The sequence below is a fragment of the Prochlorococcus marinus str. MIT 9313 genome, assembly GCF_000011485.1.
GTDB lineage: Bacteria > Cyanobacteriota > Cyanobacteriia > PCC-6307 > Cyanobiaceae > Prochlorococcus > Prochlorococcus marinus_D.
Map to the genome: position 1 here is coordinate 1,871,737 of NC_005071.1, position 13,144 is coordinate 1,884,880.

9 protein-coding genes are annotated in these 13,144 nt (G+C 54.1%); 8 read left to right on the top strand and 1 reads right to left on the bottom strand.

Going from position 1 to position 13,144, the window contains the following annotated elements:
• Positions 1-4,584 (bottom strand): glutamate synthase large subunit, encoded by a 4,584-nt coding sequence (gltB, locus tag AKG35_RS09515; RefSeq protein WP_011131144.1) that lies wholly within the window; start codon positions 4,582-4,584, stop codon positions 1-3.
• 126 nt (positions 4,585-4,710) lie between these two features.
• Here gltB and AKG35_RS09520 point away from each other — a divergent pair, with 126 nt between their 5' ends.
• The 8 genes from AKG35_RS09520 (at position 4,711) to AKG35_RS09555 (ending at position 13,143) form a co-directional block, all read left to right on the top strand.
• On the top strand, positions 4,711-6,462 hold the full coding sequence (locus AKG35_RS09520; RefSeq protein WP_011131145.1) for a phosphodiester glycosidase family protein: 1,752 nt from the start codon (positions 4,711-4,713) through the stop codon (positions 6,460-6,462).
• Positions 6,463-6,695: 233 nt separating this feature from the next.
• On the top strand, positions 6,696-7,073 hold the full coding sequence (gene rpsL / locus AKG35_RS09525) for a 30S ribosomal protein S12 (RefSeq protein WP_011131146.1): 378 nt from the start codon (positions 6,696-6,698) through the stop codon (positions 7,071-7,073).
• Positions 7,074-7,138: 65 nt separating this feature from the next.
• A complete protein-coding gene (gene rpsG, locus AKG35_RS09530; RefSeq protein ID WP_011131147.1) occupies positions 7,139-7,609 on the top strand; it encodes a 30S ribosomal protein S7 in 471 nt (156 codons plus the stop codon).
• Positions 7,610-7,701: 92 nt separating this feature from the next.
• Positions 7,702-9,777: an elongation factor G gene (gene fusA / locus AKG35_RS09535; RefSeq protein ID WP_011131148.1), complete on the top strand. Its 2,076-nt coding sequence runs from the start codon at positions 7,702-7,704 to the stop codon at positions 9,775-9,777.
• A 42-nt stretch (positions 9,778-9,819) separates the two neighbouring features.
• Complete coding sequence (gene tuf / locus AKG35_RS09540; protein ID WP_011131149.1) at positions 9,820-11,019, top strand: elongation factor Tu; 1,200 nt, start codon at positions 9,820-9,822, stop codon at positions 11,017-11,019.
• 147 nt (positions 11,020-11,166) lie between these two features.
• Positions 11,167-11,487 carry a 30S ribosomal protein S10 gene (gene rpsJ, locus AKG35_RS09545; protein ID WP_011131150.1) on the top strand — a complete coding sequence of 107 codons (321 nt, stop codon included), beginning with the start codon at positions 11,167-11,169 and terminating at the stop codon, positions 11,485-11,487.
• Positions 11,488-11,545: 58 nt separating this feature from the next.
• A complete protein-coding gene (locus tag AKG35_RS09550; RefSeq protein WP_011131151.1) occupies positions 11,546-12,208 on the top strand; it encodes an LON peptidase substrate-binding domain-containing protein in 663 nt (220 codons plus the stop codon).
• Complete coding sequence (locus AKG35_RS09555) at positions 12,208-13,143, top strand: methyltransferase domain-containing protein (protein WP_052646190.1); 936 nt, start codon at positions 12,208-12,210, stop codon at positions 13,141-13,143. Before AKG35_RS09550 ends, AKG35_RS09555 begins: the two co-directional genes overlap by 1 nt.
• Position 13,144 lies beyond the last annotated feature (1 nt).

Genomic DNA, 13,144 nt, shown 5'->3' on the forward strand with positions numbered 1-13,144 from the left:
TCAGGCTGCAACTTTCTCAAGCAAAGTTAAACCAACATTGACCTTTTCACTAGGTGGAACAAGCACCTTAAAAAGTGCTTTCCAACTGATCCAGTTGGCCAAAATCGCCTTGGCTTTTGTACTGCCGGTCTGCGCGAGATGGGCTTCGAGCAGTGTCTTGAGAATGGCTTCCTGCTCAATAGTGGTTAGCAAGCAGATCTCAACAATCTCTTTGTTGACCCGATCGCTCACCATTCCCTGCTCATCCAGCAGGAACGTCACACCACCGGTCATCCCTGCCCCAACATTGCGGCCAGTTGATCCCAACACCACCACCACCCCACCGGTCATGTATTCACAGCAATGATCCCCCGCACCTTCAACAACAGCCTGCACACCGCTATTGCGCACAGCAAAACGCTCGCCAGCCCTACCTAAAGCAAACAACTCTCCACCGGTCGCGCCATACAGGCAAGTGTTGCCCAAAATCACCTGGCTGCCGCTTTGATCTGCACTCGAAGGTGGTACCAGTGTGATCCGACCACCATTCATGCCTTTACCGACATAATCATTGGCCTCACCCTCCAAGCGCACATTCACCCCCTGCAGCAGAAATGCCGCAAAACTCTGACCGGCAGCCCCCTCAAAGGAGAGATCGAACTGACCTCGAAAACCTTTGTTGCCATGGCGTTCAGCTATCTCACCAGAAATCCGTGCACAAACGCTGCGATCCGTGTTGACGATCGCGAGATTGCGGGCGATATGACCATGGCTATCGATCGCTGCCATCAGCTCGGCATCAGCAAGCAGCTGATCCTCGAGGATCGGTCCATTGTCATGGGCCTTGGCGTCATGAATCAACCAAGCCCGATCAACGGCCCCCGGAATCGGATCCAACAAGCAAGAAAGATCAAGGGTTTGGGTCTTCACCAAGTTGAGGCTGCGAGGCTCAAGCAGCTCTGTGCGACCAATGAGATCCTCAAGCCGAGCCACACCGAGCACACTCATCAGCTGGCGCACCTCCTCAGCTACAAACAGAAAGAAGTTGACAACATGCTCCGGGACACCTGGGAAGCGCTTGCGTAAGCCCTCCTGCTGGGTAGCAACCCCCACAGGACACTTGTTGGTATGACAGACGCGAGCCATGATGCAGCCCTCGGCAATCATCGCGACTGAGCCGAAACCATATTCCTCAGCACCAAGCAAGGCGGCGATCACCACGTCCCAACCAGTCTTAAGACCACCATCAGCGCGCAATAACACACGATCACGCAAGCCATTTTCAAGCAGTGAACGGTGTACCTCGGTGAGACCTAACTCCCAAGGGCTTCCAGCGTGCTTAATCGAACTCAGAGGCGATGCGCCTGTACCACCGTCATGACCAGAGATCTGAATCACATCTGCCTTGGCCTTCGCCACTCCAGCAGCAATCGTGCCAATGCCAATCTCAGCAACCAGCTTCACGCTCACCTTGGCAGCAGGGTGAACCTGATGCAGATCGTGAATCAACTGGGCCAAATCCTCAATTGAATAGATGTCGTGATGGGGAGGTGGCGAGATCAGCGCCACACCAGCCTTGCTATTACGCAACTTGGCGATGTAAGGATCAACTTTTTGACCCGGCAACTGACCTCCCTCACCAGGCTTTGCCCCTTGAGCCACCTTGATCTCAAGTTGCTTACCGCTCCGCAAATATTCCGGCGTCACACCAAAGCGACCAGAGGCGACCTGCTTAATCGCAGAGCAAGCCGTATCGCCATTGCGCAAACCCTTGATGCTGGGCAGGGTTTCTGAACGACTCTCAAGATCGACATCATCAAGGATCTTGAATCGAGCTGGATCTTCTCCTCCTTCGCCACTGTTGCTCTTCCCACCGATACGGTTCATCGCCACGGCAAGCACCTCGTGAGCCTCGCGCGATAGGGCGCCAAGACTCATTCCACCAGTACAAAAACGTGCGCAAATGGATTCAACACTTTCAACCTGATCTAACGGGAGGGGTGTAGGGGCTAAGCGAAACGTCAGCAGGTCGCGCAGGGCAGTAGCAGGCCGATTCTCCAGCAGGTTCTTGTAGGTAGAGAAGTGGTCGTAGCCCGGCCCAGCCCTCACGGCCGCATGCAGGGCCTTAGACATGTCCGGAGTGTTGAGATGAAATTCACCGCCACTGCGATATTGCACAAAGCCCATGAACTCGAGCTTGGTGCGATCCAATTCAGGAAATGCCTTGGCATGGAAGATGAGGGTCTCGCTAGCCAAGTCATTGAGACTGAGTCCAGCGACTCGACTGGTCGTGCCCTTAAAAGCCAGCTCAATTAAATCGGCACCGATACCAATCGCCTCAAAAATCTGAGCGCCGTGGTAACTAGCAAGTAAGGAAATACCGATCTTGGAGAGGATCTTGCGCAGGCCATCTTCCTGCGCCTTACGGACGTTGGCCTGGGCCTGATCAATGGTCAGCGCTGGCAATTTGCCGGTTTCAATCAGTTTCTGAGTACGAGGATGCTGCCACCAATGCCGCGTAGTCTCCCAAGTAAGCCAAGGGCACACAGCGCTAGCGCCATAGCCGATTAGACAGGCCAGATGATGGGTACTCCAGCACTGTGCCGTGTCGACCACCAAGGAAGCATTCAGCCGCAAACCCTGCTTCAGCAAGTGGTGATGCACTGCACCAACCGCTAGCAGCGGTGGAATGTAGGTGGTGCTAGCAACAACCCCGCGGTCGGAAAGCACCACGATCTGGCTGCCATCGCGCACAGCATCCGCTGCTTCAACGCAGAGCCGTTTAAGAGAATCCCCCAAACCGCTAGGCCCATAATGAACGGGCAGCAAAGTGGAGAGTGTGGTCGTGGGAAACTCAAGCTGACCACAAGCTGCAAGTTCCGCCTCATTGAGAATCGGAGTCTCAAGATGAATCAACGAAGCCGCCGCTGCCTCAGGCTTGAGGGGAGAACCACGCTTTCCCAGATGCATCTCGAGACTCATCACCAACTTTTCCCGCAAGGGATCAATCGGCGGGTTCGTGACCTGCGCAAAGCGCTGTTTGAAGTAGTCGTATAGGAGGTGGGGCTTATCGGAGAGCACCGCCAATGGGATGTCATCACCCATGCAAAAAGTGGGTTCTTTGGCCCCAGCCGCCATTGAATCGATGATTAACTCCAAATCCTCAGCAGTGAAACCGAAGGCTGTCTGCTGCTGAAGCAGTTCCAGATCTCCCAGTTGAGAATCCTGCTGCCAAGACTTTTGACCAAGCTTGCAACGATTTTGACTGAGCCATTCGCCATAGGGATATCGGCCAGCAACCTCCTGCTTGACATCCCAATTGCGCAGCAATCGACCCTTTTCAAGATCAACCGCCAACATCTGCCCAGGGCCAAGGCGTCCCTTCTCGATGATGCGGCTTTCCTCAAGCTCAACCACACCAGTTTCTGAACCCATCACCACCAAGCCATCACTGGTGATGCAATAGCGGGCCGGGCGTAAGCCATTGCGATCGAGGCTGGCACCAACACTGCGACCATCTGAGAACACAAGCAAGGCTGGGCCATCCCAGGGCTCTTGCGTGCACGCGGAATACTCATAAAAAGCCTGAATTTCTGGCTTGTCAGCCAGCTCTGGCTGTTCCCGGAAGGCCTCAGGAACCAAGGTCAGCAAGCTGTCAACAATCGGGCGACCACTGCGTACAAGCAGCTCCAGAGTCGCGTCAAGGTTGGCGGAATCACTAAAAGCTGCATTAACAACCGGTTTTAGATCAGCCGCATCAACACCCCAAACGCTATCTAGGTTGACTTCAGTGGCCCTAGCCCAATTCAGGTTGCCCAACAACGTATTGATTTCACCGTTATGACCGAGCAAACGCATCGGCTGGGCGAGTGGCCAACGGGGCAACGTATTGGTGCTGAAGCGGCGGTGATAAACCGCAAAAGAAACCTCAAAGCGAGGGTCGCGGAGATCGGCATAAAACGCCGCAAGCACCTCGGAGCGCACCATGCCTTTGTAAACGACTGTGCGACTACTGAGTGACGCCACGTAGAGATCATTGGCATGCTCTCCCCAGGCCTGCCGAGCACGATCTCCGATACGCCGCCGCAATCGAAATAACAACGCCTCCAACGCATCACCTGGCTGAGATCCCTGCACCAGCCACTGCTCGATAACCGGCGCTGTATCACGGGCGAGGGGACCCAACACCGCCACATCCACAGGGACTTCTCGCCATCCTCTGGACCTGAGACCAAGGGACTCGGCCTCCTGCTCGCAAAAGCAACGTGCTTCTGCGCGACGTGCAGCATCTCGAGGCATAAACAACATGCCCAGCCCACAAGGATGGTTTGCAGATTCCACTGCCGACCACACGGTCTCAAGATAGCTCCAGGGAATAGCGCAAAGCAGACCTGCTCCATCTCCGGAATCCGCATCACCTCCGCAACCACCACGATGTTCCATGCAGTTCAGGGCCCGAAGTGCCTGCTGCAAAATCCAATTGCTAGCTACCCCATCAATTTGAGCCAAGAAACCAACGCCACATGCATCCTTTTCGCCAACCACGGCCGTAGGCGCGCTGCTGTCGCAATAGGGCCAATTGGAGCGACGGTGATCCTGAGACATAACCTTCAGCCAAACTATTTTCCTGCACCGCAGTGGACTGCGTTCACAGTGAAAAGCTCAATCAGTGATCCTAGGCAGGCGCCCTCCTCTAAGACTTAGACGAATGAGAGGACTAGCGTCGAAATCATGGTTTCTCCTCCTCCCCCACCTCCCACTGTTGAGGTAAGAGCCGCGAACTTATTTGTTGGTGATCGCCTCAACATCGATGGTCAGTTAATCGAGGCCCCTTGGCGCTGGAGAGGCCATAGGGATGGCACTGCAAACCAGCTCTGGCTTCCCCTGGATCTACTGGTCGGACGTTTTGGCTTCCGCAGGTCCACCCAGCCAAACGGACAGCAATTGCAATGGTATGGAAGCAAAGCCTCTCTGAAATCCCTCCCACAAATCACACTTCAAGATGAAGTGGCATTGAATGTGGCCGAATGGCTCACGACGACAGGAGTCAAGATCAAGCGGAAAAGCAAGACCCTTCACGTTGAACTGCCAACACCACGCCTCAAAGGTCTTCGGCAGGGCAAGGGCAGCAATTCAAATCGTCTGGTGCTTGACCTAAGCGGTCCGGCGCTCGTGCAAAGCCTTGACAACAATCTCCTTCTTAATCTTCAGGCCACCGTCCAGCAGCGTAGGCAGATGAAGGCATTAGGCCTGATGCCCAAGCAGCAGCGCAATGGCCTAATGCTCATCGGTCAGGCAGAAGCCCTAAGCAGCCTCACCCTGGACAAACCCTGGCGCATTGTCTTGGACGGTATTGGCAAGCACAGCAACGCAACAAATCTGCGCTCACCACTGCTCAATCCATCCATCCAGGCCCTCATCCAGCGCGGCCTGATCTTCGACACAAAAGTGGTGAACGTTGGGGTCAAACCATTGCAAATCACCAGGGTCGGTACAAATCTGTCAAAGCAAGGTCTGCTCCTCAGGCCTCTGCCGCAAATTAACCATCAACAAGGCCTGCGTTTTCTCAACCACTTAGCCCAACCTGCAGACGCTCTGATCGCCATCAACGGGGGTTTCTTCAATCGAGTGCGCCAGTTGCCCCTAGGGGCCTTAAGACGAGATGGCAGATGGTTTTCAGGCCCCATCCTCAATCGAGGGGCAATCGGCTGGGGCCCTACAGGACATCTATCCTTCGGCCGCCTGCAACTTCAACAAGAACTTCAAGGTTCTAAAGGGCAGAGATGGAATCTTGAAACCTTGAATAGTGGCTATGTGCAGCGAGGCCTGAGTCGTTACACCAGAGCCTGGGGGCCTATCTACCAAGCCCTCAGCGGAGAAGAAAAAGCAATGATGATCATCAATGGGCGAGTCGTACAGAGCTTCCAACAAGTGCAGCTGGCCCGGGGGGTTCCTCTGAGCAAGGATGGGGATCTGGTCGTAGCCAGAGGAGGCTTCCCTTTACCGGCGGCGACTGGTGAAACAGTGGTCATAAGGATGAAAGCATCACATCCTCTTGGCGAACTGCCTCAAGTGCTTGGTGGTGGTCCATTGCTGCTGCAAAACGGGCGGGTGGTTCTGTCTGGAAGACAAGAAGGCTTCAGCCCAAGCTTTCTATCCCTTGCTGCTCCCCGCAGTGTGGTGGGCCAAGGTGGTGGCAAGCTCTGGCTACTCACTCTCAAAGGGGCCAGGGGCAGCGATCCAACCCTGCTGGAGACAAGCCTAGCCCTGCAACAACTGGGGATCAGAGACGGCCTGAACTTAGATGGAGGCAGTTCAACGTCCCTGTTGGTAGCGAATCAATTGGTTGTAACAGGTCGAGGCACACCCCCCAGAATCCACAACGGCCTTGGCCTCATTTTGCGCCACCACAAAGGCAATCCTAAAAAAGCTAATGAGCCTCATAAAAATGCCAGAGGTCAGGAGCGAATCGCCAACAAATAATTAACGAGATCAAGCTTGGCATCTCGCCCAACACAACAGAAGCACTGCAAGGGCCCATGCCTCCCTGATCACCACATCCTCCATCGCTTTTAAGATTAAATTTCAAATACGTATTGGTTGCAGAGCTGCTTTATTCGCAATCGATTCCGTCTGATCATCAATCAGGCAAGCCGAAACGGTATGGTGGTTGATTGTGGAATCAGGTCGGATCTCCGACCAAATGCCGACCTTCGATGCCAACCATCCAACAGCTGATCCGAACTGAGCGTCAGCACCTGACTCGCAAGACAAAATCTCCTGCGCTGCGCGCTTGTCCAGAGCGACGTGGTGTTTGCACACGGGTCTACACCTCCACACCTAAAAAGCCCAACTCAGCCCTACGCAAAGTTGCGCGCGTGCGCCTTACCTCAGGTTTTGAGGTCACGGCCTACATCCCAGGCATCGGCCACAACCTCCAGGAACACTCTGTGGTGCTCATCCGCGGCGGCAGAGTCAAAGATCTCCCTGGGGTGAGATATCACATCATCCGCGGAACTCTGGACACTGCAGGTGTCAAGGATCGCAGTCAATCCCGCTCAAAATACGGCGCCAAGGCGTCGAAGCAGGATTAAAGAGCCTCTTCATTAATCTCTCTCCTTATTAGCTCTACCTCCGCCTTCTCCACTCCTAACGGTCTATGTCCCGCCGCAACGCAGCCGAAAAACGCCCAGTCCTGCCGGATCCCCAGTTCAACAACCGACTGGCCACGATGATGATCTCTCGGCTGATGAAGCACGGCAAGAAGTCCACTGCACAACGCATCCTTGCCCAAGCCTTTGGCTTGATTAATGAGCGCACCGGTGGCGACCCGATAGAGCTCTTCGAAACAGCCGTAAAAAACGCCACGCCACTGGTGGAAGTAAGAGCCCGCCGTGTTGGTGGTGCCACATATCAGGTGCCGATGGAAGTACGCCAGGAGCGAGGCACAGCAATGGCCCTGCGCTGGCTGGTGAACTTCTCTCGCGCCCGTAATGGCCGCAGCATGTCCCAAAAACTGGCTGCTGAACTAATGGATGCCGCCAATGAAGCTGGCAGCGCCGTTCGCAAGCGAGAAGAAACCCACAAGATGGCAGAAGCGAACAAAGCTTTCGCCCACTATCGCTACTGAACATGGCCAAGCCCTGACGGCACTGAACCGTTCCAACGGCTGACCTGTAGAGTCGCACCCGCCTTTTAACGCCAAACCCCGGAGAGTTTCCTGTGGCTCGCGCCTTTCCCCTGGAACGCGTCAGAAATATCGGGATTGCCGCCCATATTGACGCCGGCAAAACCACCTGTACGGAACGCATCCTTTTCTATTCCGGTGTGGTTCACAAGATGGGCGAGGTGCATGACGGCGCCGCAGTCACCGACTGGATGGCTCAGGAGCGCGAGCGCGGAATCACCATTACAGCGGCTGCGATCTCGACAACCTGGAACGATCACCGCATCAATATCATTGACACCCCAGGGCACGTTGACTTCACCATTGAAGTGGAGCGCTCGATGCGAGTGCTCGATGGTGTAATCGCCGTGTTTTGTGCGGTAGGTGGCGTGCAACCTCAATCAGAAACCGTCTGGCGGCAAGCCGATCGCTATTCCGTTCCACGGATGGTTTTTGTCAACAAAATGGACCGCACCGGGGCCGACTTCCTCAAGGTTCACGGACAGATCAAGAATCGCCTCAAAGCCAACGCCATCCCAATCCAGCTGCCTATTGGTGCAGAGGGAGATCTCAGCGGCATTATTGACCTCGTTAAAAACAAAGCCTTTATTTATAAGGACGATCTCGGCAAGGAAATCGAAGAAACAGAGATCCCAGACCATATGAAAGAGATTGCAGCTGAATGGCGATCCAAGCTGATGGAATGTGTTGCTGAAACCGACGAAGAACTGATTGAAGTTTTTCTAGAGACAGAAGAACTAAGCGAAGCCCAACTTGCATCAGGCATTCGCGAAGGGGTTCTCAATCACGGCCTAGTACCTTTGCTGTGTGGATCTGCCTTCAAGAACAAGGGCGTTCAACTGCTATTGGATGCAGTGGTGGACTACCTACCCGCTCCTGTTGATGTACCCCCGATTCAAGGTTTACTTCCCAATGGCAAGGAGGCAGTAAGGCCATCCGATGACAACGCACCATTTAGTGCTTTGGCCTTCAAGGTGATGTCGGACCCCTACGGCAAGCTCACCTTCGTGCGTATGTATTCAGGGGTGCTCGAGAAAGGCAGTTATGTGCTGAACTCCACGAAGAACGAGAAAGAACGAATTTCCCGACTGATCATTCTCAAGGCCGATGACCGTGAAGAGGTCGATGCACTACGCGCTGGAGATCTCGGTGCTGTTCTAGGTCTGAAGAACACCACGACAGGCGACACCCTTTGCACGACTGACGATCCAATTGTTCTAGAAACCCTCTACATCCCCGAGCCAGTGATATCGGTGGCTGTTGAGCCCAAAACCAAGGGTGATATGGAAAAACTTTCCAAAGCCCTGCTTTCATTAGCGGAAGAGGATCCCACCTTCCGCGTCAGCACAGACCCTGAGACCAGTCAAACCGTGATTGCTGGTATGGGCGAACTCCACCTTGAAATTCTCGTGGATCGCATGCTGCGAGAATTCAAGGTGGAGGCCAACATCGGCGCTCCTCAGGTCTCCTACAGGGAAACCATTCGTGCCAGCTCTAAAGGCGAGGGCAAGTTTGCCCGTCAAACAGGTGGTAAAGGCCAATACGGCCACGTAGTAATCGAAATGGAGCCAGGCGAACCTGGTTCTGGCTTTGAATTCGTGAACAAGATTGTCGGAGGCATCGTTCCCAAGGAATACATCAAGCCTGCCGAATCAGGCATGCGTGAAACATGCGAATCCGGCGTTATCGCTGGCTATCCGCTCATCGATGTGAAAGTCACCATGGTTGACGGGTCTTACCACGATGTGGACTCATCCGAGATGGCTTTCAAAATCGCCGGATCGATGGCTTTCAAAGATGGCGTCAAGAAGTGCAATCCTGTGCTGCTTGAACCGATGATGAAGGTTGAGGTCGAGATCCCCGAGGATTTCCTCGGTGCGATCATCGGCGATCTGTCCTCCCGGCGAGGTCAGGTTGAAGGCCAGTCCATTGACGATGGACTCTCTAAAGTGCAGTCCAAAGTGCCTCTAGCCGAAATGTTCGGTTACGCCACCCAGCTCCGATCTATGACTCAGGGTCGGGGTATCTTCTCGATGGAGTTCAGCCATTACGAGGAAGTTCCTCGCAACGTTGCTGAAGCCATCATCTCCAAGAATCAGGGCAATTCCTGATCTCTATAACACCCACTTTCCACCCCCCGATTCTTTTACACAATGGCTCGCGAGAAGTTTGAGAGGAACAAGCCTCACGTCAACATTGGCACCATCGGCCATGTCGACCACGGCAAAACAACCCTGACCGCAGCCATCACAAGTGTGCTTGCGAAAAAGGGTCAAGCCAAGGTGCAAGATTACGCCGAGATCGACGGCGCGCCTGAAGAGCGTGAGCGCGGTATCACGATCAACACCGCTCACGTGGAATACGAAACCGATGGCCGTCACTATGCACACGTGGACTGCCCCGGCCACGCGGATTATGTCAAGAACATGATTACCGGTGCGGCCCAGATGGACGGCGCAATCCTTGTTTGCGCAGCAACCGATGGTCCCATGGCTCAAACCAAGGAGCACATCCTTCTTGCCAAGCAGGTGGGCGTGCCTGCACTGGTTGTCGCTCTCAACAAATGCGACATGGTCGACGACGAGGAAATTATCGAACTCGTTGAAATGGAGATCCGTGAACTCCTGAGCAGCTACGACTTCCCTGGTGATGACATCCCCATAGTCCAAGTCTCTGGTCTCAAAGCCATTGAAGGTGAAGCTGAATGGGAAGCAAAGATCGATGAGTTAATGGAGGCAGTTGATGCATCCATTCCAGAGCCCGAGCGAGAAATCGAAAAACCTTTCCTAATGGCCGTAGAGGACGTTTTCTCAATCACTGGTCGTGGCACGGTGGCCACCGGACGAATCGAACGCGGCAAGGTCAAAAAAGGCGAAGAAATTGAAATTGTCGGCATTAGAGACAGCCGCAAGACCACCGTGACCGGTGTGGAAATGTTCCGTAAAGATCTTGACGAAGGCTTGGCTGGAGACAATTGCGGGCTCCTACTTCGCGGCATCGAGAAGGAAGACATCGAGCGTGGCATGGTCCTCGTCAAGCCAGGCTCAATTACACCTCACACTAAATTCGAGGGTCAGGTTTACGTCCTCAAAAAAGAAGAAGGTGGACGCCACACCCCCTTCTTCGCCGGATACCGTCCACAGTTCTACATCCGAACCACTGACGTGACGGGCCAAATTACCGCCTTCACAGCCGAAGACGGCTCCAATGTGGAGATGGTGATGCCAGGCGACAACATCAAAATGACTGGTGAATTGATCTGCCCTGTGGCCATCGAACAGGGCATGCGCTTCGCCATTCGCGAAGGAGGCCGCACCATCGGTGCCGGAGTTGTCTCGAAGATCATCGAATGATCAAGAGTGGGATGATTGGGCCTTTGCCTGGTCATCCCTTAAATTCAAAGCTTCAGCCTGCATGAACGATCAACGTTCAATGCATCCCCAAAGAACCTCGACAATCCATCCCTAACCCCAATACAGGGAAAATCTCCTAAACCTTTCATGTCCACGGCTATCGCTCAGCAGAAGATCCGCATCCGCCTTAAGGCTTTTGACCGTCGCATGTTGGATCTTTCCTGCGACAAAATCATTGAAACAGCCGACAACACTGCCGCGACGGCAATCGGCCCAATCCCTCTTCCCACCAAAAGGAAGATTTACTGCGTGCTTTGCTCCCCCCATGTGGACAAAGACTCACGGGAACACTTCGAAACTCGGACCCATCGACGCATCATCGATATCTACAACCCGTCAGCAAAGACCATCGATGCCCTGATGAAACTCGACCTCCCAAGTGGTGTTGACATTGAAGTGAAACTCTGAAGGTCTTCCAAGAAGTGTGCAGGCTAACTAGGCTTTTAATCTCTCTAGGGCATTATCTGTGACCGACCTGTCCGTCAGGGAGTTGCCTCTCTTCCCTCTGCCGGATGTCGTCTTATTCCCCCAAGAAGTGCTTCCACTGCACATTTTTGAGTCTCGTTACCGAATGATGCTTCAGAGTGTGCTTGAAAGTGATCGGCGTTTTGGTGTGCTGCGCTGGGATCCTCAAACAAAAACAATGGCGAATGTGGGATGTTGCGCAGAGATCCTGCAACACCAAACATCCAAAGACGGACGCAGCAATATCGTCACCCTTGGACAGCAGCGCTTCCGAGTGCTCGATGTGATTAGAGACGCCCCTTTCCGCACTGCCATGGTGAGCTGGATCGAGGATGACCAAATGGATAACCACAGCCAGCTAGAGGAGCTATCAATCAGCGTTGCAAAAGCCCTACACGATGTGGTGATGCTTACAGGCAAGCTCACAGATTCAGACATCACCATGCCGGATGACCTGCCTGATCTTCCTAGGGAACTCTCTTTCTGGATCGGAGCCCATCTCGGGGGACCTGTGGCTGAAGAGCAACAGGCACTACTGGAGCTCACAAGAACCAGCCATCGCCTGCAGCGTGAATACGAGATGCTTGACCACACCCGCCGTCAGCTTGCAGCAAGGACTGCACTCAAAGAAAGCCTCACCAACGTCGATCAAGCCAACAATTAATGGACCTTTGGGTGTGGATATTGATCCTGGCAGGGACAACCCTGACTTCTGCTGTAGTGATCTGGACCCAACGGGATCGACGATACAAATCAAGCGCCAGTGTTGCCTCTGCTTACGATGCCTGGACCAATGACCAGCTGCTCGAGCGGCTCTGGGGTGAACACGTCCACCTCGGCTATTACGGCAAACCTCCTAGCACCAGAGATTTCCGAGCCGCAAAGCAAGACTTCGTACATGAGCTCGTTCAATGGAGTGGACTGGCCCAACTCCCTCGAGGCTCCCGAGTACTTGACGTGGGCTGCGGTATTGGTGGTAGCGCAAGAATCCTGGCCCGGGATTACAACTTTGACGTGCTTGGCATCACCATCAGTCCAGCCCAGGTGAAACGAGCGTCTCAACTCACTCCTGAGGGGATGACCTGCCAATTCCAGGTGATGGATGCCCTCGATTTAAAACTGGCCAACGGTAGCTTCGACGCTGTTTGGAGTGTGGAAGCAGGCCCCCACATGCCAGACAAGCAGCGCTATGCAGATGAACTGCTGCGTGTGCTGAGGCCAAAAGGTGTACTTGCGGTGGCCGATTGGAACCGCCGTGATTACGAAGATGGGGAGATGACCAGCCTTGAGCGATGGGTGATGCGTCAGCTACTCGACCAGTGGGCCCATCCGGAATTCGCCAGCATTAAAGGATTCCGCCGCAATTTGCTTCATAGCCCTTTTGCTTGCGGCACTGTCGAATCTGACGACTGGACAAGATCCATCCTGCCCTCCTGGAATGATTCGATTTTGGAGGGGTTTCGTCGTCCTGGAGCCGTGCTCGGGTTGGGTCCAGCCGCCTTGGTCAAGGGATTCAGAGAAATACCAACGATTTTGTTGATGCGCTGGGCTTTTGCCCACGGTCTGATGCAATTCGGTGTCTTCCGCAGCCGCGACTGAT

Coding starts and splice junctions, on each gene's coding strand:
- rpsG (WP_011131147.1), top strand. CDS start 7,139: ATGTCCCGCCGCAACGCAGCCGAAAAACGCCCAGTCCTGCCGGATCCC.
- AKG35_RS09520 (WP_011131145.1), top strand. CDS start 4,711: ATGGTTTCTCCTCCTCCCCCACCTCCCACTGTTGAGGTAAGAGCCGCG.
- gltB (WP_011131144.1), bottom strand. CDS start 4,584: ATGTCTCAGGATCACCGTCGCTCCAATTGGCCCTATTGCGACAGCAGC.
- rpsJ (WP_011131150.1), top strand. CDS start 11,167: ATGTCCACGGCTATCGCTCAGCAGAAGATCCGCATCCGCCTTAAGGCT.
- AKG35_RS09555 (WP_052646190.1), top strand. CDS start 12,208: ATGGACCTTTGGGTGTGGATATTGATCCTGGCAGGGACAACCCTGACT.
- tuf (WP_011131149.1), top strand. CDS start 9,820: ATGGCTCGCGAGAAGTTTGAGAGGAACAAGCCTCACGTCAACATTGGC.
- rpsL (WP_011131146.1), top strand. CDS start 6,696: ATGCCAACCATCCAACAGCTGATCCGAACTGAGCGTCAGCACCTGACT.